We start from the raw sequence: 21,601 nt of genomic DNA, 5'->3' as shown, positions 1-21,601 counted from the left end.
AGCCCAAGTCAGCTAATCTTGTGCCAGCCCATAACTGATAAGAGGCCGCGCACATGAGTACTTCCTCATTCAAGATCGCCCACAAACTGCTCACCGGCCCAGGCGCCATCGAGCAACTGGCCGCCGAGCTGACGCGGCTGGATGTCGACAACCCGCTGATTGTCACCGATGCGGCACTGGTCAAATCCGGCACCGTGGCGCTGGCGCTGGAACACCTGGGCGAACGGACCTACGAGATTTTCGACCGCGTGCTGCCCGACCCGGAAATCGCCATCGTCGAGGACTGCATGCGCGTCTACCGCGAAGGCGGGCATGACGGCCTGATCGGCGTCGGCGGCGGCAGTGCCATCGACATCGCCAAGAGCGTGGCGGCCTACGCCGGTTACCATGGCGCCCTGGCCGACCTGTTCGGCGTGGACCAGGTGCCGCGCAAAGGCCCGCCGCTGATCGCGATTCCCACCACGGCCGGCACCGGTTCGGAGGTGACCAACGTGGCGATTCTGTCGGACAAGGTCGCGCAACTGAAAAAAGGCATCGTCAGCGATTACCTGCTGCCGGACGTGGCCCTGATCAGCCCGCAGATGACCCTGACTTGCCCGCGCAGCGTCACCGCCGCCAGTGGGGTGGACGCATTGGTGCACGCCATCGAATCCTACCTGTCGCTGAATGCCTCGCCGATCACCGATGCACTGGCCATCGGGGCGATCAAACTGATTGCCAAGGCGTTGCCCAAGGCCTACGCCAACCCCGCCAACCTTGAGGCCCGGGACGACATGGCCACCGCCAGCCTGATGGCCGGGATGGCGTTCGGGAATGCCGGCGTGGGCGCGGTGCATGCGTTGGCCTACCCGTTGGGCGGGCGTTTCAACATCGCCCACGGCGTAAGCAATGCCTTGCTGCTGCCCTACGTGATGCACTGGAACAAGCTGGCGTGTGTGGAGCGCATGCAGGAGATTGCCGAGGCCATGGGCGTGAATATCACGGGTTTGAGTGCGGTGGATGCCGCCGACCAGGCCGTCGATGCGATGACGCGACTGTGTGCCGCAGTCGAGATTCCGTCCGGCCTGCGCAGCTTCGGTGTGCCTGAAGATGCGATCCCGGCCATGGCGGTAGAAGCGGCGGGGATCGAGCGGCTGATGCGCAACAATCCGCGCAAGCTCAGCGCCGCTGATATCGAGAAAATCTACCGGGCAGCTTATTAACCATTGAGCGAGGTCACGGTGCGCGCGGCAAAGCATGAGGTATACAATGCGCGCCATCGTGATTTAGCTCAAAAAGGTGCGTCATGCAGCCCTTCGTCATTGCTCCATCGATTCTCTCCGCCGACTTCGCCCGCCTGGGCGAGGAAGTGGACAAGGTGTTGGCCGCCGGTGCCGACTTCGTTCACTTCGATGTCATGGACAACCACTATGTGCCGAACCTGACCATTGGTCCGATGGTCTGCGCCGCCCTGCGTAAATACGGCGTGACCGCGCCTATCGATGCGCACTTGATGGTCAGCCCGGTGGACCGCATCGTCGGTGACTTCATCGAAGCCGGCGCGACCTACATCACCTTCCACCCGGAAGCCACGTTGCACGTGGACCGCACCCTGCAACTGATCCGCGAGGGCGGTTGCAAGGCGGGCCTGGTATTCAACCCGGCCACTCCGCTGAGCGTGCTTGAGTACGTGATGGACAAAGTCGACATGGTGTTGCTGATGAGCGTCAACCCGGGCTTCGGCGGGCAGAAGTTTATCCCGGGCACCCTCAACAAGCTGCGTGAAGCGCGGGCGCTGATCGATGCGTCGGGCCGTGATATCCGCCTGGAGATCGACGGTGGCGTCAACGTCAACAACATCCGCGAAATCGCCGCGGCCGGTGCTGACACCTTTGTGGCCGGTTCGGCAATCTTCAATGCCCCGGACTATCAGGAAGTGATCGCCAAGATGCGTGCAGAACTGGCGCTGGCGCGTCCATGAGTGGCTTTGAGCAACTGTTCCCCGGCAAACTGCCACGGCTGGTGATGTTCGATCTGGACGGTACGTTGATCGATTCAGTGCCGGACCTGGCCGCGGCGGTGGACCAGATGCTGCTCAAGCTGGGGCGCAAGCCGGCGGGTATCGAGTCGGTGCGCGAGTGGGTCGGCAATGGCGCGCAGATGCTGGTGCGTCGGGCCTTGGCCAACAACATCGAGGCCGAGGGTGTCGATGAGGTGGAAGCCGAGCATGCGCTTGAGCTGTTCAACGTGGCCTACGAAAACGGCCACGAACTGACCGTGGTTTATCCCGGCGTGCGCGACACCCTGAAATGGCTGCACAAGCAGGGCGTGGAAATGGCCCTGATCACCAACAAGCCGGAGCGTTTCGTCGCACCGCTGTTGGACCAGATGAAGATCGGCCGGTATTTCCGCTGGATCATCGGCGGCGATACCTTGCCGCAGAAGAAGCCCGACCCGGCCGCGCTGTTCTTCGTGATGAAAATGGCCAATATCCCGGCGTCCCAATCGCTGTTTGTCGGCGATTCGCGCAGTGATGTGCTGGCGGCGAAAGCGGCGGGGGTCAAGTGCGTGGCCTTGAGTTACGGCTACAACCATGGCCGGCCGATTGCCGAAGAATCCCCGGCGCTGGTGATTGATGACCTGCGCCTGTTAATCCCCGGTTGCTTGGGAACGGGCGCTGAGATAACGTTGCCCGACGCTGTTCCATCCCCTTCTGGAAATCCCATCGTGGTGGTCACTCGCAAACTCTGGATGAAAGTCATCAAGGCCCTGGCCCGCTGGCGTTGGCGCGCCTGACTGATCCTCGCCGCGCTGCGGCACGTTTGCACACCTGACCGTTAGACCCTCAAGCCACGAGGCACCTCATGATCCGCGAAGAATTCCTGCGTTTGGCCGCTGCCGGCTACAACCGTATCCCCATGGCCTGCGAAACCCTGGCCGACTTCGACACCCCGCTGTCGATCTACCTGAAACTGGCCGACGAGCCCAACTCCTATCTGCTGGAGTCGGTGCAGGGCGGCGAGAAATGGGGCCGTTATTCGATCATCGGCCTGCCGTGCCGCACGGTGCTGCGGGTACATGATCACCATGTGAGCATCACCCTGGACGGCGTCGAGATCGAAAGCCATGACGTGGAAGACCCGCTGGCCTTCGTCGAGGAATTCAAGGCGCGCTACAACGTGCCGACCATCGCCGGCCTGCCGCGCTTCAACGGCGGCCTGGTGGGTTACTTCGGCTACGACTGCGTGCGCTACGTGGAAAAACGCCTGGGCAAATCCCCGAACCCCGATCCGTTGGGTGTGCCGGACATTCTGCTGATGGTTTCCGACGCAGTGGTGGTGTTCGACAACCTCGCGGGCAAGATGCACGCTATCGTGTTGGCGGATCCTTCCCAGGCCGATGCGTTCGAGCAAGGCCAGGCGAGCCTGGAAGCGCTGCTGGAAAAACTGCGCCAGCCGATCACCCCGCGTCGCGGCCTGGACCTCAGCCGTCCACCGGCGGCTGACCCGGTGTTCCGCTCCAGCTTTACCCAGGATGACTACGAGCGTGCGGTCGATACCATCAAGGAATATATCCTTGCCGGTGACTGCATGCAGGTGGTGCCGTCGCAACGCATGTCCATCGACTTCAAGGCCGCGCCGATTGATTTGTACCGGGCGCTGCGCTGTTTCAACCCGACGCCGTACATGTACTTCTTCAACTTTGGCGACTTCCACGTCGTGGGCAGTTCGCCGGAAGTGCTGGTGCGGGTCGAAGACAACCTGATCACCGTACGCCCGATTGCCGGCACCCGCCCTCGCGGTGCGACCGAAGAGGCGGACCTGGCGCTGGAACAGGACCTGTTGAGCGACGACAAGGAAATCGCCGAGCACTTGATGCTGATCGACCTGGGCCGCAATGACACCGGGCGTGTCTCGGAAATCGGTTCGGTGAAGCTCACCGAGAAGATGGTGATCGAGCGTTACTCCAACGTGATGCACATCGTGTCCAACGTCACCGGCGAGCTGAAGGCCGGGTTGACGGCGATGGATGCACTGCGGGCGATCCTGCCGGCGGGCACCTTGTCGGGCGCACCGAAGATTCGCGCGATGGAAATCATCGACGAGCTGGAGCCGGTGAAGCGGGGTGTGTATGGCGGCGCGGTGGGGTATTTCGCCTGGAACGGCAATATGGACACTGCGATCGCGATCCGTACGGCGGTGATCAAGGACGGCGAACTGCACGTGCAGGCGGGCGGCGGGATTGTGGCCGACTCGGTACCGGCCCTGGAATGGGAAGAGACGCTGAACAAGCGCCGGGCGATGTTCCGCGCGGTGGCGTTGGCTGAGCAGACCCCGCAGGACTGAAGTCAGACGTAGATCAAAAATGTGGGAGCGGGCTTGCTCGCGAAGGCGGAGTATCAGTCGATATATAAGGCGACTGTCGCACCGCTTTCGCGAGCAAGCCCGCTCCCACATTTGGTATTTGTCAGTTTCAAGTCCGAGTCAGAAATCCAGACTCACCCCGACACTCAGCCCTTGCTGGGTAAAGTTGTCATCCTTTCTCACGTTATAGGCCGCGTTCAGCGCCAGGTCCTTGGTCACCTTGTGGGTAATCCCCAGGTTCAAGCGATCCGAATTGCTGCGTGGCGTGTAGCCGTCCAGTTTGAAATCAATCCCCGGCACGCTGTTGAGGGACATGCCCACTCGCTGCGTATCGTTTTCAAACTCGTGCTCGTGGGCCACTTCGCCAAACACCAGGGTTTGCGGGGTGAAGCGGTAGTTGGCTTGTAATCCGATTCCCAAACGCTTGGAGTCGCGCTGTTGGTCATCAAAGGTCAGCGCGGTGGAACGGGCATCTTTCTCCGAATAACCATTCACCTCGACCCGCGAATAGTCAGCGCTGATAAAGGGTGAGAAGTGCCATTCGCTGTTTGGCTCGGCGATGTCATACCCAACCCGTGCGCTCAATGCCCATAGCCAGCCGTCGGTGTCGCCTTTCTCGGTGCCTTCGCTGATGCCCAGGGCGAACTTGCGCTTGAGGTTGTCGAAGTCCAGTTTGCCGCCGGTCAATGCGGCGTCGGCCCACCAGTGATCTTCCTGATATTGGGCGAACGCGGTGCCCAGGTAGCTGTTGAGCTTGTAGTCCGAATCGCTGGCGCCGGCCTCAAGACTCTGGCGATAGAAGCCTGCTGCCACACCCACGCGCCACTCGTCATTGAGCCTGTAGCTGCCACCGATGTTCAGGTTATAGCCGCTGCCGTCACCGCTGGCCGAGCTGTTCTGATCATCGAAGTCCAGGTGCTGGCCGCCAGCGTCGACGATCGCCCGCCATTGGCCCACGGCCTGCCAGCTACGGGAGTCGGCTTGCCATTGGTTGCGCAATGAATCCTGATGGGCGCGCAAGGTGCCTTGGGCCATTTCCGGAAGCAGGGTGATTTCCCAGGGGGCTGCCAGCAGCGAATACGCGTAGTCGGCGATCAGTGCCTGGCCGGCCTCGGTCGGGTGCACGGTGTCGTTGTAAATCAGCTTGGTCGGGTCCGGATTGGTGCCGCCGACGCCATACACCGGATTCCTGCAGGTGGTGCCGCTGAAGCACGTCTGGTTGAGGTTCTGGTCGGTGGCAAAACCAAAACGCCCGGGATCGGCAAAGGTTTCCTTGAGCAGCAACGGAATGTTCAGCGGGATGATCTGCGCATCGATTTGCGACAGGCGCTGTACCAGGGTCTGGTTGAACGCGCCGGCCAGGGTGCTGACGGCCCCTTGGAGCGGGGTGCCATTGACGGCAGGTGTCAGGCCCAGGTCCGGCAGCATCCATACCATTACATAACGGGCGCCAGCCTGTTGCAGCGCCTGGGCGCTGTCGGCCAGGCGCCCGGCTGCGGCCGAGGCCTGGTCGGGGCTGAGGACCAGGCCGTCGAGGAAGTCATTGCCGCCGCCGGAGAGAAAGTACAACGCGTTGGGGTCGGCTCGGCCCCCCGTTGATGCCAGGTATCCGGGACGTGTACGCAATACCTGCCCGGTGTCGCTGTCGGTGACGGTGGAGTTACCGGTGATGGCATCGTAGATCTGTTGGGTGGTGTAGCCGCCGACGGCCCAGTTATTGCCGTCTGGCTGGCCCAGCGCGGCGCGCTCCGGCGAGGTCGAGGCATTCAGGTCGCCCGGGGCAACCCCCAGCTTGCCGCCCAATAACGTCGAGGAGATCAGCGATGTGCTTTCGCCGCTGCCGTCGAAGTATTGCGGGCCGGTGCGGTTGGTGAAGCGATAGGTTGAGCCCGGTGCGCCAGGGTCGGCAAATGTACCGGCGTCGGCCAGGCTGTCACCGAAAACGACCATCGTCGAATAAGGCGAGGGCGCGGCGAAGGCTTGCGAGCATGCCAGCGCCAAGAGGCAGCCGACGATGGGGGTGAAATAGGGCATCTTGGTCATGAGTCCGTCCATGATTTTGTTTTTTTGTCAGCACTGTGACTGTAGCGCCCTTGGAAGGGTTCTGAAAAGTTTGACGCCAATTATCAGTCGGGCAGTTTTCCCCGTATTTGCGGCTCGATATTGCACCGTTGGCGAGGCTACGTTACTGTGCCTGAACGTATGAATGAGACCCTCCCCGTGTTGATCATCAGCAAACTCTTGATGCGAGTAGTCAAGGCACACGCCCGTTGGCGTTGGCGCGCCTAACTTTTCTCTACCGGCCCCGCCGGACCTGTACCGATTTGCCTTCTTCACCCTCTGTTAAACGCCCCTTGCCGACCAACCCCGGCAACCGGAAAGTGCGTCTGGCAGCGGGTCACTCCCTTGGAAGGCCGTCATTAGAAGTCAGTGAATTCAAGAGGTTTTAACCCACATGTTGCTGATGATTGATAACTACGACTCCTTTACCTACAACGTTGTGCAGTACCTGGGCGAGCTCGGCGCCGAGGTCAAGGTGGTGCGCAACGACGAATTGACCGTGGCCCAGATCGCCGCGTTGAACCCTGAACGCATCGTCGTCTCCCCAGGCCCGTGTACGCCGACCGAAGCGGGCATCTCACTCGAAGCCATCCAATACTTTGCCGGCAAGCTGCCGATCCTGGGCGTGTGCCTGGGCCATCAGTCCATCGGCCAGGCCTTCGGTGGCGACGTCGTCCGCGCCCGCCAGGTAATGCACGGCAAGACCAGCCCGGTATTTCACAAGGACCAGGGCGTATTCCAGGGTTTGAACCTGCCGGTAACGGTAACCCGCTACCACTCGCTGGTGGTCAAGCGTGAAACCCTGCCCGAGTGCCTTGAGCTGACGGCCTGGACCCAGCTGGAAGACGGCTCGGTCGACGAGATCATGGGCCTGCGTCACAAGACACTGAACGTCGAAGGGGTGCAATTTCACCCGGAATCGATTTTGACCGAGCAGGGCTTCGAGCTGTTCGCTAACTTTCTCAAGCAGAGCGGCGGCACGCGCTAAGGACTTTTCATGGATATCAAGACTGCCCTGAGCCGTATCGTCGGCCATCTGGACCTGAGCACCGCTGAAATGAGCGATGTGATGCGCGAGATCATGACCGGTCAATGCACCGACGCGCAGATCGGCGCGTTCATGATGGCCATGCGCATGAAGAGCGAGAGCATCGACGAAATCGTCGGCGCTGTGTCGGTCATGCGTGAGCTGGCCGACAAGGTTGAACTCAAGACCCTCGACGGCGTGGTCGACGTGGTCGGCACCGGCGGCGACGGTGCGAACATTTTCAACGTGTCGACGGCTTCTTCCTTTGTGGTGGCCGCTGCCGGCTGCACCGTGGCCAAGCATGGTAACCGCGCGGTGTCGGGTAAAAGCGGCAGCGCCGATTTGCTGGAAGCAGCAGGCATCTACCTGAACCTGACCCCGGTACAAGTGGCGCGCTGCATCGATCATGTCGGTATCGGCTTCATGTTTGCCCAGTCCCATCACGGCGCGATGAAACACGCCGCCGGCCCGCGCAAGGACTTGGGCCTGCGTACCCTGTTCAACATGCTCGGCCCGCTTACGAATCCGGCCGGTGTGAAGCATCAGGTAGTGGGCGTGTTCAGCCAGGCGCTGTGCCGGCCATTGGCTGAAGTCCTGCAGCGCCTGGGCAGCAAGCACGTGCTGGTGGTGCACTCCAAGGATGGCCTCGACGAGTTCAGCCTGGCGGCGCCGACCTTCGTGGCGGAGCTGAAGAACGACCAGGTCACCGAGTATTGGGTCGAGCCAGAAGACCTCGGCATGAAAAGCCAGAGCCTGCACGGCCTGGCGGTAGAAAGCCCGGCAGCCTCCCTTGAACTGATTCGCGATGCCCTGGGACGCCGCAAGACCGAAAACGGCCAGAAAGCCGCAGAAATGATTGTGCTCAACGCCGGTGCGGCGCTGTACGCCGCGGATCACGCCTACAGTCTTAAAGAGGGTGTTGCCCTCGCTCATGATGCATTGCATACCGGGCTGGCGCGCGAAAAGCTCGAAGAACTGGGTGCGTTTACTGCGGTGTTCAAAGTGGAGAATGAAGGATGAGTGTTCCGACCGTTCTGGAAAAAATCCTGGCCCGCAAGGCAGAAGAAGTCGCCGAGCGCCGTGCCCGGGTCAGCCTGGCTGAGCTGGAAGGCCTGGCGAAAACCGCCGATGCACCGCGTGGGTTCGCCAATGCGCTGATCAAGCAGGCCAAGGAAAAACAGCCGGCCGTTATCGCTGAAATCAAGAAGGCTTCGCCGAGCAAGGGCGTGATTCGCGAGATCTTCATCCCTGAAGACATTGCCAAAAGCTACGAGAAGGGCGGCGCGACGTGCCTCTCGGTGTTGACCGATATCGACTATTTCCAGGGTTCCGACCTGTACCTGCAGCAAGCGCGTGCCGCGTGCTCGCTGCCGGTGATCCGCAAGGATTTCATGGTCGACCCGTACCAGATCGTCGAAGCCCGTGCCTTGGGCGCCGATTGCGTGCTGTTGATCGTCTCCGCACTGGATGACGTGAAAATGGCTGAACTGGCGGCCGTGGCCAAGAGCGTCGGCCTCGACGTGCTGGTGGAAGTGCACGACGGTGATGAACTGGAACGCGCGTTGAAAACCCTCGACACACCGTTGGTGGGCGTCAACAACCGCAACCTGCACACCTTCGAAGTCAGCCTGGAAAACACCCTCGACCTGTTGCCGCGCATCCCGCGCGACCGGTTGGTGATCACCGAAAGCGGCATCGTCAATCGCGCCGATGTGGAACTGATGGAAATCAGCGGCGTGTACTCGTTCCTCGTCGGCGAAACCTTCATGCGTGCCGAGAACCCGGGGGCTGAATTGCAGCGCCTGTTCTTCCCGGAGCGTGGCGTTGCCGTCAGTGGCTCGACCCTGGATTGATGATGACCCAGCCGGTGGCGATGACGGTCGAGGCAGGCCTTAAGGCCGAGCAGGATTTGCTCGCCGCGGTCTGTGCCGGCGAGCAACCGTTCGGCCTGCTGTTCTGGCAGCCCAGCGATCAGGCGTTGGTGATGCCTCGTCGTTTGAGCCGCCTTCCGGCATTCGAGACCGCCAGCCAGGTGTCGGCAGATGCCGGTTGGCCGGTGCTGCTGCGGGAAACGGGCGGTGAGCCTGTTCCGCAATCGGCAGCCACGGTCAATATCGCGTTGGTCTACGCGCCACCACGCAGTGAAGGTGACCAGGGCCGTATCGAAACCGGCTACCAGCGTCTGTGCCAGCCGATTTGCGACCTGCTGATCGAGTTGGGTGGCAACGCGTCGGTGGGCGAGATCGACGGTGCGTTTTGCGACGGTCGCTACAACGTCAACCTTGATGGTCGCAAAATGGTCGGTACCGCCCAGCGCTGGCGCCAGAGTGGCGGGCGCCCGGTGGGGTTGGTGCATGGTGCGTTGCTGCTGGATGACGATCGCGTCGAGTTGATCGCCGCGGTCAATCGCTTCAATGAAGCATGCGGCCTGGAACAACGGGTGCGCGCCGAAAGCCACATCGCCCTGCACGAAGCCTTTGCGGCGCCAGATGCGATTGCCCGGCTTGATACGTTGTACCGTCAGATGCTTGCGAATTTCCTGCCGGTTTAACGCGTACCGAAGACCACCATGGTCTTGCCTTTGACATGCACCAGGTTGCGTTCCTCCAGGTCCTTGAGCACGCGGCCAACCATTTCCCTTGAGCAACCGACGATCCGCCCGATTTCCTGGCGGGTGATCTTGATCTGCATCCCGTCGGGATGGGTCATTGCGTCCGGTTGCTTGCACAACTCCAGCAGGCAGCGGGCAACCCGGCCGGTGACGTCGAAGAACGCCAGGTCGCCGACTTTGCGCGTGGTGTCTCTCAGGCGCTGTGCGATCTGGCCGCTCAGGGCGTACAGAATGTCGGGATCCTGCTGGGCCAGTTCGCGAAATTTCGTATAGCTGATCTCGGCGACTTCGCATTCGACCTTGGCCCGCACCCAGGCACTGCGTTGCTGTTCCTTGCCGGCTTGTTCGAAAAGCCCGAGTTCACCGAAGAAATCACCGGTATTGAGGTAGGCGATGATCATTTCGCGACCATCGTCATCCTCGATCAGGATGGTGACCGAGCCTTTGATAATGAAGAACAGGGATTCCGAGCGCTCGCCCGCGCAGATGATGTTGTGCTTGGCTGGATGACGCCGGCGCTGACAATGCATCAGCAGTTTGTCGAGGTTCTTGATTTTGGGTGTGGGAGTAATAGCAACCATGGTTGTATCCCGAAAAGACTGCACGGTGTTGGTGAGCTTGTTTTTTTATCCAGCGCGATCAACGGCTAAGCTACATCATCCAATGGATGGCAATGCGCCATTGATTTGGCGCCAGCTTAACAGACACATTCTGACTTCATTAGGGAATTTACCCAGCAAACCCTGCTGTTGATCGCTTTCATGGGAAACGCTGCCGGCCCAAAGTGCTGTGCTAAGCTGGCGACCCTTTTTTAGCAGTGGAGTCTGGGCGATGAAGGCACGCATCCAATGGGCGGGCGAAGCCATGTTCCTCGGTGAGTCGGGCAGTGGCCACGTGGTGGTCATGGACGGCCCGCCGGAAGCCGGTGGCCGCAACCTGGGCGTACGCCCGATGGAAATGCTCCTGCTCGGTGTAGGCGGTTGCAGCAATTTCGATGTGGTGAGCATCCTGAAGAAGTCCCGCCAGGCGGTGGAAAGCTGCGAAGCATTCCTGGAAGCCGAGCGTGCCACCGAAGACCCGAAGGTGTTTACCAGGATCCACATGCACTTTGTCGTCAAGGGCCGGGCGCTTAAAGAAGCCCAGGTCAAGCGGGCCATCGAGTTGTCGGCAGAGAAGTACTGCTCGGCCTCGATCATGCTGGGCGCTGCGGGCGTTGCCATCACTCATGATTACGAGATCATTGAGTTGGGCTGATTCTTCAATCGGCAGGCAAAAAGAAAGGGCGCTTGATAGCGCCCTTTTTTGTTTTCTGCTGAAACTAGATGCGGTACGTGCTTTTGGTCATGACCTTGGCCAGCAGGCTCATGCCAAATTTCACCGGTGCCGGGAAGCGGAAGCCGCCCGCGTCCAGCGCGCTTTCGGCGTGATGTTCTTCATCAATGCGCATCTGCTCAAGAATCGCCCGGGACTTTTCGTCTTCAGCCGGCAGTTGCTCGAGGTGTTCATTGAGGTGTTTGCACACCTGATGCTCGGTGGCGGCCACAAAACCCAGGCTGACTTTGTCGCTGATCAGCCCGGCCACCGCACCAATGCCAAACGATAAGCCGTAGAACAGCGGGTTCAGCACGCTCGGATGGCTGTTCAACTGGCGAATGCGTTGTTCGCACCAGGCCAGGTGATCGATTTCTTCTTCGGCGGCATGTTCCATCGCAGCGCGCACTTGCGGCAGCTTGGCGGTCAGGGCCTGGCCCTGGTACAGCGCCTGGGCACAGACCTCACCGGTATGGTTGATACGCATCAGGCCGGCGACGTGGCGGGTGTCGGTCTCGCTCATCTGCGCTTCGGGCCGCACGATGGCGGGCGACGGGCGGTGCGGTTGGCCGCTGAATGGCAGCAGCGTGCGCATGGCCGTATCGGCTTGCAGCAACAGACGATCAATCGGCGAGTAGTGACGTTGGGTAGTCATGCTGACCTCCGGGAAGAATCTCGGCGGCCAGTTTACCGCAAGAGAGGGGGAAGCGTTTGCGCTGGGTCAAATTGCTTGTGTGGCGAGGGAGCTTGCTCGCGCTGGAGTGCGCAGCGCTCTCGTTTTTGGGGCTGCTACGCAGCCCAGCGGGAGCAAGCTGCCTCGCCACAGGTAGTGCTCAGCCCGGCGGCCAGTTCATCTGGCGTTGACCCAGAACATGCATGTGGATGTGATAAACGGTCTGTCCGCCATCTTCGTTGCAGTTCATCACCACACGGAAGCCCTTCTCACAGCCTTGCTCAACCGCCAGGCGCTGGGCGGTGAACAGGATATGCCCGGCCAGCGCCTTGTCTTCCTCGGTGAGGTCGTTGAGGGTGCGGATCGGCTTTTTCGGAATCACCAGGAAATGCACGGGTGCCATTGGCGCGATGTCGTGGAAGGCCAGGACCTGGTCATCCTCGTAGATGATCTTCGCGGGTATTTCTCTGTTGATGATCTTGGTGAACAGAGTATCCACAGCTGTTTCTCCATTGTGAAAGTGCAGGGTGAGTGTACTCAGGCGATCAGCGCGGGCAATAGGCCTTGTTGATCGCGCCGGCGATCTTGCGGGTCAGCCAGCGCGGGCTCAGGCGCGGGCTGAACGCCAGCCAGCGATTACGCCGGCCGGGAATGATGATGGCTTTGTTCCTGGCCAGCGCACGCACGGTGTAGAGCGCGACTTCTTCCGGGCTCATCAACTGTTGGCTGCGATCCAGCTTGGCGGTGTCCATTTGGGCGGTGCCGAAGAATGCGGTGCGGGTCGGGCCGGGGCAAAGAACGGAAACCTTGATGCCGCAGGTCTTCAGTTCCTCGCGCAAGCCTTCGGAAAAGTGCAGCACGTAGGCCTTGCTGGCGTAGTAAGTGCTCATCCACGGGCCGGGTTGGAACGCGGCAACCGACGCGACGTTGAGAATCTGCCCGCCGCCGTGCAGGGCCATGGCGTTGCCGAGGGCGTGGCACATGCGGGTCAGGGCGAGGATGTTGACCTCCATCAGGTCCTGCTCGGTCATCCAGTCCTGCGCCAGGAACGGGCCGCTGGTACCGATGCCGGCGCAGTTGACCAGCAGGTCGATCTGCCGCTCGCCTTCTTCCAGTTCCAGCAGGAACCCGGAGAGCCGCAGGGGCTCGCCCAGGTCACAGGCGCGGAACAGCACCTCGACGCCGAAGCGCTGAGTCAATTCGATTGCAATGCTTTCCAACTGATCACGCTGGCGGGCCACCAGAATCAAGCTGCGGCCGCGACGGGCCAGTGCTTCGGCCAAGGCCAGGCCGATGCCGCTGGAGGCACCGGTGATCAGAGCGTAACGGGTCATGCGTTTCTCCATCGCAACGCTACCGGGCCTGTGACAGAGGCGTCACAGGCGTCGGGCGTTTTTCACTGTTGCGTAGAGTCTACAGGTTCGGCTGTGTCGTCAGCACTTTGCACATCGACTTCATCGACGGTGGTGGCCTGGTCGCTGTCGTCATCGGAGTTGATGGAGCTGCTTTCGTAGCTGCCACCTACATCGCTTTCCAGTTGATCCAGGTAGCCGCTCATGCCAACCAACACCGCGCCGGCAAATACCAGCGGAATGAATGCGAGCCACAATGCGGAGAGGATTTTCACCGCAGTGGAGTTACGCGGTGGTGGCGCGCCGTACTGGTTTGCGCCCGTGTTACCGGGGAGGACCATCAGCAGGATCGGGAAGATGCTGCCAACGAAGGGCACCAGGTGCAGGAACCACAGCCAGCCGGACCAGCCCAGGTCATGCAGGCGCTGCACGGTGATCTGTACGCTGACCCACACAGCGGCCACGAGTATGGCAATCCCCACGAGGAAGCCAATGACCATGGCAATCGTCGGAGAGACCGCAGCGATACCAAGTCCGACGGTGAAGAACACGCTGGAGACGAGGAGGATCACCACGCTCAGCACCAGCGTCCACGCCAGGAAGCGCAGGCGTCCGATCCGGCCGTTGACGGTGAATACCTTAAGGGTGGAAAACTCCGGCAGGTTCTCGCCAACCGCGGCTCGGGGCGGGGCGTAAGGCGATGCGGCGGGGCGGGTGTAGTCAGTCGCGCTGCCGGAGTCCGTTTCATGGGTTTCGGCAAGGCTGAAGGCGACCGGCTGCTCTTCTTCTATCCGCGCATCCACCCCGGCGTTTTTCAGCGCTTGCAGATAGGTCTCGGCATCGGCGCGGGAAAGGTCGCGTTTCAGCGCGACCGGGCGGCCGGTGAAAAGCTTTTCGATCGCGTCGACATCACTTTTGAACAACTCGGCGAGGTTCAGCTTGGCGGTGGTGCTTTCGACACCCGGGAGCAATGCGCCATCAAATACAATCTTGAAACGGTTGTCGCTCATGCGGGCATCCTTGTCACTTGAATAGGGGAGGCCTGCCTTGATCAGCAGGCTTTGGATCGCGGATCAGCGTGGCCAGCGTTCAGGCAATTGTGCCGCATGCTCGAGCGCCTTGCGGTATTCGGCATCCAGGCGGGCCACGAGTTCATCGACGCTGGGCAAATCATCAATCTCTCCGACGCCCTGGCCGGCGGACCACACGGTCTTCCAGGCTTTGGCTTCGTCGTTGAGTGGCTTGAGCTTGGAGCCAAAATTGACTTCACCCTTGCCTTGCAGCGCGGCGAGGTCGAAACCGGCGTTTTCCAGGCTCTGGCGCATGAAGCTTGCGGGAACACCGGAGACGGCTGGAGTGTGCACGATGTCGGCGGCGCGCGATGTGAGCAGCATCTCTTTATAGGCATCCGGGGCATGGCTTTCGGTGGTGCCGATAAAACGCGTGCCGAAATAGGCCAGGTCGGCGCCGAGCAGTTGCGCGGCGAGGATTTCGTGGCCGTGGTTCAGGCAACCGGCGAGCAGCAGGGTTTTGTCGAAGAACTGACGGATTTCTGCGATCAGCGAGAACGGGCTCCAGGTGCCGGCATGGCCACCGGCGCCCGCCGCAACGGCGATCAGGCCATCGACGCCGGCTTCAGCGGCTTTTTCGGCGTGGCGCCGGGTGGTGACATCGTGGAATACCAGGCCGCCGTAGCTATGCACCGCGTCTACCAATTCTTTCACCGCGCCCAGGCTGGTGATGACGATCGGCACCTTGTGCTCGACGCAGATCGCCAGGTCAGCTTCCACCCGCGGGTTACTGTTGTGCACGATCAGGTTGACCGCATAGGGCGCCGGGTTATCCAGCAGCGCCAGGCCCGCTTCGATTTCTTCCAGCCACGCCTTGAAGCCGCTGCTTTCCCGCTGGTTGAGGGCAGGGAAGCTGCCGACGATCCCGTTGCGGCAGCAGGCCAGCACCAGTTGCGGGTTGGAGATCAGAAACATCGGCGCAGCCACGACGGGCAGGCGCAGATTTTGTTCGAGCGAAGCGGGCAGCGACATTGGAAGTACCCCGAGTAATAGAGATTAGAACGGTTTGACCACGACCAAAATTACGATAGCCAGCAATATCAGAACTGGCACTTCATTGAACCAGCGATAAAAGACATGGCTGCGGGTGTTTTCGCCACGGGCGAAACGTTTTACCTGCGCGCCGCACATATGGTGGTAGCCGATGAGCAGTACTACCAGGGTCAACTTGGCGTGGATCCACCCGCCGGATTGAAAGATGGCCGGGTTGAGGTAGATCAGCCATCCGCCGAACACCAGGCTGGCGATCATCGCCGGGCCCATGATGCCGCGGTATAGCTTGCGCTCCATCACGCTGAAGCGTTCCTTGCTGATGGTGTCCTCGCTTTGGGCGTGGTAGACGAACAGGCGCGGAAGGTAGAACAGCGCGGCAAACCAGCAGACGATGCTGACGATATGAAAGGCTTTGACCCATAGATAAAGCATTTTTAGTTATTCCCAGGTTCACGGTAGCTGAAGATAGTAGTGGCTCTTGCGTCTACACGTCATGTTGAAGGTTGTCGCAGGACGATACGAACCCTATTATCGACGGCTTTCCAGTGGGTTCGTTGAGGGCAGGTTTATGGTCAAGGTCGGTATCGTCGGCGGCACGGGTTACACCGGTGTCGAATTGCTGCGTCTGTTGGCTCAGCATCCGCAAGCTGAGGTGGTGGTGATCACTTCCCGATCCGAGGCCGGCCTGGCTGTGGCCGATATGTACCCGAACCTGCGAGGCCACTATGACGGCCTGGCGTTCAGCGTTCCGGATGTCAAGACCCTGGGCGCGTGTGATGTGGTGTTCTTTGCCACGCCTCACGGTGTGGCCCATGCCCTGGCGGGCGAGTTGCTGGCCGCCGGCACCAAGGTGATCGACTTGTCGGCAGACTTCCGCCTGCAGGACGCCGATGAGTGGGCCAAGTGGTACGGCCAGCCTCACGGTGCACCGCAGTTGTTGGAAGAGGCGGTGTACGGCCTGCCGGAAGTCAATCGTGAGCAGATCAAGCAAGCACGCCTGATCGCTGTGCCGGGTTGCTATCCGACGGCTACGCAGTTGGGTTTCCTGCCATTGCTGGAAGCTGGGCTGGCGGATGCATCGCGGCTGATTGCTGACTGCAAGTCGGGCGTCAGCGGTGCTGGTCGTGGGGCCGCTGTAGGTTCGCTTTACTCCGAGACGTCGGAAAGCATGAAAGCCTATGCAGTCAAAGGCCATCGTCACTTGCCGGAAATTCGCCAGGGGCTGCGTCGTGCTGCGGGCAAGGATGTCGGCCTGACGTTTGTGCCGCACCTGACACCGATGATCCGCGGGATCCACTCCACACTGTATGCGACAGTCGTTGATCGCTCGGTAGACCTGCAGGCGCTGTTTGAAAAGCGCTATGCCAATGAGCCGTTCGTCGATGTGATGCCGGCGGGCAGCCACCCGGAGACCCGCAGCGTGCGCGGTGCCAACGTGTGCCGTATCGCAGTGCATCGTCCACAGGATGGTGACCTGGTGGTGGTATTGTCGGTTATCGACAACCTGGTCAAGGGCGCCTCGGGCCAGGCTGTGCAGAACATGAACATCCTGTTTGGCCTGGATGAGAAGCTGGGCCTGTCCCACGCGGGCATGCTGCCGTAAATTTTCTGCTGTTGCGCAAAGGCCCGTTGATCGGGCCTTTCGTGTTTTTAATGGCCGCTGCGCAGATTGATATACCGTAACAATAGTTGACCGCTTTTCTAGGAGAAGCGGATAATGCCCGCCATCACGCATATGGCGGCGCTACGCCGGGAGATTATCAGCATGAGCGTTGAATCCTTCACCCCCACGGCTTTGCAATTCACCCACGGTGCTGCGCACAAGGTGAAGAGCCTGGTCGATGAAGAGGGTAATGATCGCTTGAAGCTGCGCGTATTTGTTACGGGCGGCGGTTGTTCAGGGTTTCAGTACGGTTTTACCTTCGATGAAGACGTGGCCGATGACGACACCATCGTTGAGCGCGAGGGCGTCAGCCTGGTTGTCGATCCGATGAGCTTCCAGTACCTGGCAGGAGCCGAGGTGGACTATCAGGAAGGTCTGGAAGGTTCGCGCTTCGTGATCAAGAACCCGAATGCCACCACCACTTGTGGTTGCGGGTCTTCGTTCTCGATCTGATCGACAGCGGATATAAAAACGCCGCTTGGCCTTGATAGGGCCAAGCGGCGTTTTGCTGTGTGGGATTCAGGCGGGGTAGATCGCGCCGAGTACACGAAGGCCGCGGGCGCCGGTGACGCTGGGGCGGTTGGCGGCGATGCCTTCCAGACAGCAATGGGCCAGCCAGGCGAACGCCATGGCTTCGACCCAGTCAGGGTCTACGCCGCAGGTGGCGGTGCTGCTGACCTGGGTCGCCGGCAGCAGGGCGCTCAGGCGGCTCATCAAGGTTGCGTTGTGGGCGCCGCCGCCGCAGACCAGCAGGGTTTCGGTCTGTGGTTGGGCGGTTTGCAGGGATTCGACGATGGTCAGGGCAGTCAGCTCGAGCAATGTGGCTTGCACGTCCTGGGCTGCGAATGGCGGCAATCGTCCCAGGTGATGCTCAAGCCATCCCAGGTTGAAGACTTCGCGACCGGTGCTTTTTGGCCCCTTGGTCACAAAGAACGGATCGCTGAGCAATGCCTTGAGTAGCTGGGGTTCAACCTTCCCGCTGGCAGCCCACTGGCCATCGCGGTCGAAGTTCTCGCCGCGTTGCTGGTGAATCCAGGCATCCAGCAGGACATTCCCCGGGCCGCAGTCGAAGCCCGCGACCGGTTTGCCGGTCTCGATCAGGCTGAGGTTGCTGAAGCCGCCCACATTCAGTACGGCGCGGTTGCCCGTACGCTCGCCAAACAGTGCCTCATGAAATGCAGGCACCAGCGGGGCGCCTTGGCCTCCGGCGGCGACATCGCGGCTGCGGAAATCACTGACGACGGTGATTCCGGTCAATTCGGTGAGCAGTGCCGGGTTGCCGATCTGCACGGTAAAACCCCGTGCAGGTTCGTGACGAATGGTTTGGCCGTGGCTGCCAATCGCTCGAATGTCCTGGGGCTTGAGGTTCTGCTGATCGAGTAGGGCGTGAATACCTTGGGCGGCAAGCGTCACCCAGTTCTGCTGCGCGAGCGCCGAACGGGCAATCTCGTCCGGGCCGCTGGCGCACAGGCCAAGCAGCTCGGAACGCAGGGATTCAGGCATGGGGATGTAGTGGGTGGCGATCAGCTTGATCGCCGGGCCTTGCTCGATCAGCGCAATGTCCAGGCCATCAAGGCTGGTCCCGGACATCACACCTATATAGAGCGACATGGCTTAGCGCTTCGCCGAAGCCAGGAGAGTAGAGCGCTCCTGGTCCATGCGGGCCATCAATGGCTGGCTCTGCTGCAGGAAGCGGGCGCGCTCGGCCTTGGCGATCGGGTCGGCCATTGGCAGCTTCTGGCCCAGTGGGTCGACGTGCACGCCGTTGACCTGGAACTCGTAGTGCAAGTGCGGGCCGGTGGACAGCCCGGTAGTGCCGATGTAACCGATCACCTGGCCCTGCTTGACGTTGCCGCCGGTCTGGATGCCCTTGGCGAAACCTTGCATATGGCCATACAGCGTACGGTAGGTGGCCCCGTGCTGGATGATCACGGTGTTGCCGTAGCCGCCACGGCGACCGGCCAGCAAGACCTTGCCGTCACCGGCAGCCTTGATCGGCGTGCCACGCGGGGCGGCGTAGTCGACGCCTTTGTGAGCGCGAATTTTGTTCAGAATTGGATGCTTGCGACCCATCGAGAAACGCGAGCTAATACGGGCGAAGTCAACCGGGGTACGGATGAACGCCTTGCGCATGCTGTTGCCGTCGGCGGTGTAGTAGCTGCTGTTGCCTTGTTTGTTGGTGTAGCGCACGGCGGTGTAGGTCTTGCCACGGTTGGTAAATCGCGCAGAGAGGATGTTGCCGGTGCCGACGACCTTGCCGTTGGCGACCTTCTGTTCGTAGATCACGTCGAATTCGTCACCCTGGCGAATGTCCTGGGCGAAGTCGATGTCGTAGCCAAACACGCTGGCCATGTCCATGGTCATGCTGTGGGACAGGCCGGCGCGGGCGGCGGACTGCGACAGCGAGCTGTTGATCACGCCGTGTACATAGGCGGAGCGCATGACCGGCTTGGTGGTGATGCGGTTGAACGCAAAGCCCTTGGCGCCTTTGGTCAGGGTGATGCTTTCCAGGTCGCTGACGTTGCTGTGCAGGTTGGTCAACTGGCCGTCGGGCGCCAGTTCGAATTCAAGCTTCTGGCCATGCTTGAGTTGGGTGAATTGCTTGGCCTGCTTGTCGCTTGCCAGTACATCGTTGACCGTCGCGGCGGGGAGGCCGACCTTTTCGAACAGGGTCGAAAGGGTGTCGCCCTTGGCAACAATGACTTCCCGGTGCAGCGGGTTCTTGGGTGCCTCTACTACCGCAGGTTCGGCCTGCGCGGTTTCCTTGGTGTCTTCGGCGCTGCTTTCGATCTGGGCAAACGGCGATTCGGCTGCGCCATTTGTGGCTTGAAGTGCGTCGGAAGCGTCTTGATCTTGTGTCAGTTGCTCAACCGGACTTTCAAGGTCAAGGCTTAGGGTCGTTCGTTTGGCTTCTACGTCGCTGGAAGGAAATACCAGGAGTGCCAGGCTCAGAAGGGCGGCGATCCCACTTGCGGCGAGCAGGTGGGTCTTCGGGTAAAGCGGCGGCGCTTTAGACGGTTCTGTGGTCATAAGTAATTTTGACTTTGAAAAGATGAATTGGAAAAGATGAATGACATGATGAAGATGAAATAACTGTATAAAATATAACCAAATCATCTGTGGTGCAAGCTTGCGAACGCTGGGCTTGCTGAACGGTGTCCGTGCGCAGGGCAAAACTTGTAATTAGTCCCTGATCTTGTATGGTTGGTTCCCTTTTGAATCTGAGCCTTGCGGGTCTGTTATGAAGTCGGTTGAAGAGCAGCTAGCGCTGATCAAACGTGGTGCGGAAGAACTGTTGGTCGAAGCTGAGCTGATCGAAAAGCTCAAGCGTGGCCAGCCCCTGCGTATTAAGGCCGGCTTTGATCCGACGGCGCCGGATCTGCACCTTGGGCATACGGTGCTTATTAATAAGCTGCGCCAGTTCCAGGAACTGGGGCATCAGGTGATCTTCCTTATAGGTGACTTCACCGGGATGATCGGCGATCCGAGCGGCAAGAGCGCTACGCGTCCGCCGCTGACCCGTGAGCAGGTTCTCGATAACGCCGAGACCTACAAGACCCAGGTCTTCAAGATTCTTGATCCGGCCAAGACCGAGGTGGCCTTCAACTCCACCTGGATGGATCAGATGGGGCCGGCGGATTTCATTCGTCTTACGTCCCAGTACACCGTTGCTCGCATGCTCGAGCGCGATGACTTCGATAAGCGCTACTCCACTAATCAGCCGATCGCTATCCATGAGTTCCTGTACCCATTGGTTCAAGGGTATGACTCGGTGGCGTTGCGTGCCGATGTCGAGCTGGGCGGTACTGATCAGAAGTTCAACCTGCTGATGGGGCGTGAGCTGCAGCGTGCGTATGGGCAAGAGGCTCAGTGCATTCTGACGATGCCGTTGCTGGAAGGGCTGGATGGCGTCAAGAAGATGTCCAAGTCCCTGGGTAACTATGTCGGTATCCAGGAAGCGCCGGGTGTGATGTACGGCAAGCTGGTTTCGATTCCGGATGCGCTGATGTGGCGTTACTTCGAACTGTTGAGTTTCCGCTCGATGGATGAGATCAATGCACTGCGTGCTGAAGTGGAAGCTGGGGCTAACCCGCGGGATGTGAAGATCAAGCTGGCTGAAGAGATTGTTGCGCGCTTCCATGGTGAAGAGGCTGCGGCCAGTGCTCACCGTGCTGCGGGTAACCGTATGAAGGATGGCGAGCTGCCGGATGATCTGCCTGAGATTGAATTGACTGCTGGCGAGGCAATGCCGATCGCTGCCGTCCTTAATAAGGCGGGCCTGGTGAAGAACTCGGCGGTGGCGCGCGACCTTCTGGGGTCTGGCGGTGTGCGTATAGATGGTGAGGTTGTCGATCGCACCTTTATATACGAGCTGGGCGCGACCCACGTTTGCCAGGCCGGCAAGAAGGCATTTGCGCGTATTACGCTTAAATCCGAATAAACCTGAAATTAACTGTTGACGGCGTTTTATATCTGTCTATAATTCGCCCCACTTCC

Annotated in this window: 22 protein-coding genes; 12 read left to right on the top strand and 10 right to left on the bottom strand. The window is 60.5% G+C overall.

The window, feature by feature from the left end:
- Window positions 1–53: 53 nt before the first annotated feature.
- From HX807_RS12965 to trpE, 4 genes are all read left to right on the top strand, one after another.
- The gene (locus HX807_RS12965) at window positions 54–1,202 is read left to right on the top strand and encodes an iron-containing alcohol dehydrogenase (RefSeq protein ID WP_003210968.1); all 1,149 of its coding nucleotides are present in this window, start codon (window positions 54–56) and stop codon (window positions 1,200–1,202) included.
- An 83-nt stretch (window positions 1,203–1,285) separates the two neighbouring features.
- A complete protein-coding gene (gene rpe / locus HX807_RS12960; protein ID WP_003210966.1) occupies window positions 1,286–1,960 on the top strand; it encodes a ribulose-phosphate 3-epimerase in 675 nt (224 codons plus the stop codon).
- Window positions 1,957–2,775 carry a phosphoglycolate phosphatase gene (locus HX807_RS12955; RefSeq protein WP_063026787.1) on the top strand — a complete coding sequence of 273 codons (819 nt, stop codon included), beginning with the start codon at window positions 1,957–1,959 and terminating at the stop codon, window positions 2,773–2,775. The genes rpe and HX807_RS12955 overlap by 4 nt, the downstream gene beginning before the upstream one ends.
- Before the next feature lie 68 nt (window positions 2,776–2,843).
- Entirely contained in the window at window positions 2,844–4,325 is a 1,482-nt protein-coding gene (trpE, locus tag HX807_RS12950; RefSeq protein ID WP_003210962.1) for an anthranilate synthase component I, read from the top strand.
- Between the two features lie 138 nt (window positions 4,326–4,463).
- Here trpE and estP read toward each other — a convergent pair whose 3' ends face one another.
- Complete coding sequence (estP, locus tag HX807_RS12945) at window positions 4,464–6,386, bottom strand: esterase EstP (RefSeq protein ID WP_003210959.1); 1,923 nt, start codon at window positions 6,384–6,386, stop codon at window positions 4,464–4,466.
- A gap of 412 nt (window positions 6,387–6,798) precedes the next feature.
- Here estP and HX807_RS12940 point away from each other — a divergent pair, with 412 nt between their 5' ends.
- The 4 genes from HX807_RS12940 to HX807_RS12925 are packed head-to-tail and all read left to right on the top strand — an operon-like array spanning window position 6,799 to window position 9,982.
- A complete protein-coding gene (locus HX807_RS12940) occupies window positions 6,799–7,392 on the top strand; it encodes an aminodeoxychorismate/anthranilate synthase component II (protein WP_003210957.1) in 594 nt (197 codons plus the stop codon).
- Window positions 7,393–7,401: 9 nt separating this feature from the next.
- Window positions 7,402–8,451: an anthranilate phosphoribosyltransferase gene (gene trpD / locus HX807_RS12935; protein WP_003210955.1), complete on the top strand. Its 1,050-nt coding sequence runs from the start codon at window positions 7,402–7,404 to the stop codon at window positions 8,449–8,451.
- Window positions 8,448–9,284, top strand: coding sequence for an indole-3-glycerol phosphate synthase TrpC (trpC, locus tag HX807_RS12930; RefSeq protein ID WP_102606385.1), 837 nt, complete (start codon window positions 8,448–8,450; stop codon window positions 9,282–9,284). Before trpD ends, trpC begins: the two co-directional genes overlap by 4 nt.
- A 2-nt stretch (window positions 9,285–9,286) precedes the next feature.
- Window positions 9,287–9,982, top strand: coding sequence for a lipoate--protein ligase family protein (locus tag HX807_RS12925; protein ID WP_177050331.1), 696 nt, complete (start codon window positions 9,287–9,289; stop codon window positions 9,980–9,982).
- On the opposite strand, the gene crp is transcribed toward HX807_RS12925, so the two are convergent.
- Window positions 9,979–10,623: a cAMP-activated global transcriptional regulator CRP gene (gene crp, locus HX807_RS12920; protein WP_003210949.1), complete on the bottom strand. Its 645-nt coding sequence runs from the start codon at window positions 10,621–10,623 to the stop codon at window positions 9,979–9,981. The two genes, HX807_RS12925 and crp, sit on opposite strands and share 4 nt — an antisense overlap.
- Window positions 10,624–10,873: 250 nt before the next feature.
- On the opposite strand from crp, the gene HX807_RS12915 reads away from it, so the two are divergent.
- Window positions 10,874–11,296 (top strand): OsmC family protein, encoded by a 423-nt coding sequence (locus HX807_RS12915; RefSeq protein WP_003210947.1) that lies wholly within the window; start codon window positions 10,874–10,876, stop codon window positions 11,294–11,296.
- 64 nt (window positions 11,297–11,360) lie between these two features.
- Here HX807_RS12915 and coq7 read toward each other — a convergent pair whose 3' ends face one another.
- The 6 genes from coq7 to hemJ all read right to left on the bottom strand — a co-directional run bounded on the left by coq7 (window position 11,361) and on the right by hemJ (window position 15,873).
- Entirely contained in the window at window positions 11,361–12,008 is a 648-nt protein-coding gene (gene coq7 / locus HX807_RS12910) for a 2-polyprenyl-3-methyl-6-methoxy-1,4-benzoquinone monooxygenase (protein WP_003210945.1), read from the bottom strand.
- 178 nt (window positions 12,009–12,186) lie between these two features.
- Complete coding sequence (locus HX807_RS12905; RefSeq protein ID WP_003210943.1) at window positions 12,187–12,525, bottom strand: histidine triad nucleotide-binding protein; 339 nt, start codon at window positions 12,523–12,525, stop codon at window positions 12,187–12,189.
- Between the two features lie 46 nt (window positions 12,526–12,571).
- A complete protein-coding gene (locus HX807_RS12900; RefSeq protein WP_003210941.1) occupies window positions 12,572–13,360 on the bottom strand; it encodes an SDR family oxidoreductase in 789 nt (262 codons plus the stop codon).
- Window positions 13,361–13,422: 62 nt separating this feature from the next.
- The gene (locus HX807_RS12895; RefSeq protein WP_003210940.1) at window positions 13,423–14,388 is read right to left on the bottom strand and encodes a DUF805 domain-containing protein; all 966 of its coding nucleotides are present in this window, start codon (window positions 14,386–14,388) and stop codon (window positions 13,423–13,425) included.
- A 63-nt stretch (window positions 14,389–14,451) separates the two neighbouring features.
- Window positions 14,452–15,420: a nitronate monooxygenase family protein gene (locus tag HX807_RS12890; RefSeq protein ID WP_008434459.1), complete on the bottom strand. Its 969-nt coding sequence runs from the start codon at window positions 15,418–15,420 to the stop codon at window positions 14,452–14,454.
- A gap of 24 nt (window positions 15,421–15,444) precedes the next feature.
- Window positions 15,445–15,873: a protoporphyrinogen oxidase HemJ gene (hemJ, locus tag HX807_RS12885; RefSeq protein WP_003210937.1), complete on the bottom strand. Its 429-nt coding sequence runs from the start codon at window positions 15,871–15,873 to the stop codon at window positions 15,445–15,447.
- Window positions 15,874–16,009: 136 nt separating this feature from the next.
- On the opposite strand from hemJ, the gene argC reads away from it, so the two are divergent.
- Together argC and erpA are read left to right on the top strand one after the other, a co-directional pair.
- The gene (gene argC / locus HX807_RS12880; protein WP_076953354.1) at window positions 16,010–17,044 is read left to right on the top strand and encodes an N-acetyl-gamma-glutamyl-phosphate reductase; all 1,035 of its coding nucleotides are present in this window, start codon (window positions 16,010–16,012) and stop codon (window positions 17,042–17,044) included.
- A gap of 162 nt (window positions 17,045–17,206) precedes the next feature.
- Window positions 17,207–17,557: an iron-sulfur cluster insertion protein ErpA gene (erpA, locus tag HX807_RS12875; protein ID WP_003176443.1), complete on the top strand. Its 351-nt coding sequence runs from the start codon at window positions 17,207–17,209 to the stop codon at window positions 17,555–17,557.
- Between the two features lie 66 nt (window positions 17,558–17,623).
- Here the strand turns inward: erpA and HX807_RS12870 are convergent, their stop codons facing one another.
- The gene (locus HX807_RS12870; protein ID WP_008434463.1) at window positions 17,624–18,715 is read right to left on the bottom strand and encodes an anhydro-N-acetylmuramic acid kinase; all 1,092 of its coding nucleotides are present in this window, start codon (window positions 18,713–18,715) and stop codon (window positions 17,624–17,626) included.
- Between the two features lie 3 nt (window positions 18,716–18,718).
- Entirely contained in the window at window positions 18,719–20,134 is a 1,416-nt protein-coding gene (locus HX807_RS12865; RefSeq protein WP_003210931.1) for a peptidoglycan DD-metalloendopeptidase family protein, read from the bottom strand.
- A gap of 211 nt (window positions 20,135–20,345) precedes the next feature.
- On the opposite strand from HX807_RS12865, the gene tyrS reads away from it, so the two are divergent.
- Window positions 20,346–21,545 (top strand): tyrosine--tRNA ligase, encoded by a 1,200-nt coding sequence (gene tyrS, locus HX807_RS12860; RefSeq protein ID WP_003210928.1) that lies wholly within the window; start codon window positions 20,346–20,348, stop codon window positions 21,543–21,545.
- The last annotated feature ends 56 nt before the right edge of the window (window positions 21,546–21,601 follow it).

It is taken from the genome of Pseudomonas sp. D8002, from assembly GCF_013385695.1.
Taxonomy (GTDB): Bacteria; Pseudomonadota; Gammaproteobacteria; order Pseudomonadales; family Pseudomonadaceae; genus Aquipseudomonas.
Note: the sequence above shows the minus strand (reverse complement) of the source record. Positions and strands in the feature narration are given on the sequence as shown.

Coding starts and splice junctions, on each gene's coding strand:
- tyrS (WP_003210928.1), top strand. CDS start 20,346: ATGAAGTCGGTTGAAGAGCAGCTAGCGCTGATCAAACGTGGTGCGGAA.
- trpD (WP_003210955.1), top strand. CDS start 7,402: ATGGATATCAAGACTGCCCTGAGCCGTATCGTCGGCCATCTGGACCTG.
- HX807_RS12900 (WP_003210941.1), bottom strand. CDS start 13,360: ATGACCCGTTACGCTCTGATCACCGGTGCCTCCAGCGGCATCGGCCTG.
- HX807_RS12955 (WP_063026787.1), top strand. CDS start 1,957: ATGAGTGGCTTTGAGCAACTGTTCCCCGGCAAACTGCCACGGCTGGTG.
- HX807_RS12965 (WP_003210968.1), top strand. CDS start 54: ATGAGTACTTCCTCATTCAAGATCGCCCACAAACTGCTCACCGGCCCA.
- HX807_RS12915 (WP_003210947.1), top strand. CDS start 10,874: ATGAAGGCACGCATCCAATGGGCGGGCGAAGCCATGTTCCTCGGTGAG.
- trpE (WP_003210962.1), top strand. CDS start 2,844: ATGATCCGCGAAGAATTCCTGCGTTTGGCCGCTGCCGGCTACAACCGT.
- HX807_RS12895 (WP_003210940.1), bottom strand. CDS start 14,388: ATGAGCGACAACCGTTTCAAGATTGTATTTGATGGCGCATTGCTCCCG.
- hemJ (WP_003210937.1), bottom strand. CDS start 15,873: ATGCTTTATCTATGGGTCAAAGCCTTTCATATCGTCAGCATCGTCTGC.
- HX807_RS12870 (WP_008434463.1), bottom strand. CDS start 18,715: ATGTCGCTCTATATAGGTGTGATGTCCGGGACCAGCCTTGATGGCCTG.
- HX807_RS12940 (WP_003210957.1), top strand. CDS start 6,799: ATGTTGCTGATGATTGATAACTACGACTCCTTTACCTACAACGTTGTG.
- argC (WP_076953354.1), top strand. CDS start 16,010: ATGGTCAAGGTCGGTATCGTCGGCGGCACGGGTTACACCGGTGTCGAA.
- coq7 (WP_003210945.1), bottom strand. CDS start 12,008: ATGACTACCCAACGTCACTACTCGCCGATTGATCGTCTGTTGCTGCAA.
- HX807_RS12865 (WP_003210931.1), bottom strand. CDS start 20,134: ATGACCACAGAACCGTCTAAAGCGCCGCCGCTTTACCCGAAGACCCAC.
- HX807_RS12890 (WP_008434459.1), bottom strand. CDS start 15,420: ATGTCGCTGCCCGCTTCGCTCGAACAAAATCTGCGCCTGCCCGTCGTG.
- crp (WP_003210949.1), bottom strand. CDS start 10,623: ATGGTTGCTATTACTCCCACACCCAAAATCAAGAACCTCGACAAACTG.
- erpA (WP_003176443.1), top strand. CDS start 17,207: ATGAGCGTTGAATCCTTCACCCCCACGGCTTTGCAATTCACCCACGGT.
- HX807_RS12925 (WP_177050331.1), top strand. CDS start 9,287: ATGACCCAGCCGGTGGCGATGACGGTCGAGGCAGGCCTTAAGGCCGAG.
- estP (WP_003210959.1), bottom strand. CDS start 6,386: ATGACCAAGATGCCCTATTTCACCCCCATCGTCGGCTGCCTCTTGGCG.
- trpC (WP_102606385.1), top strand. CDS start 8,448: ATGAGTGTTCCGACCGTTCTGGAAAAAATCCTGGCCCGCAAGGCAGAA.
- rpe (WP_003210966.1), top strand. CDS start 1,286: ATGCAGCCCTTCGTCATTGCTCCATCGATTCTCTCCGCCGACTTCGCC.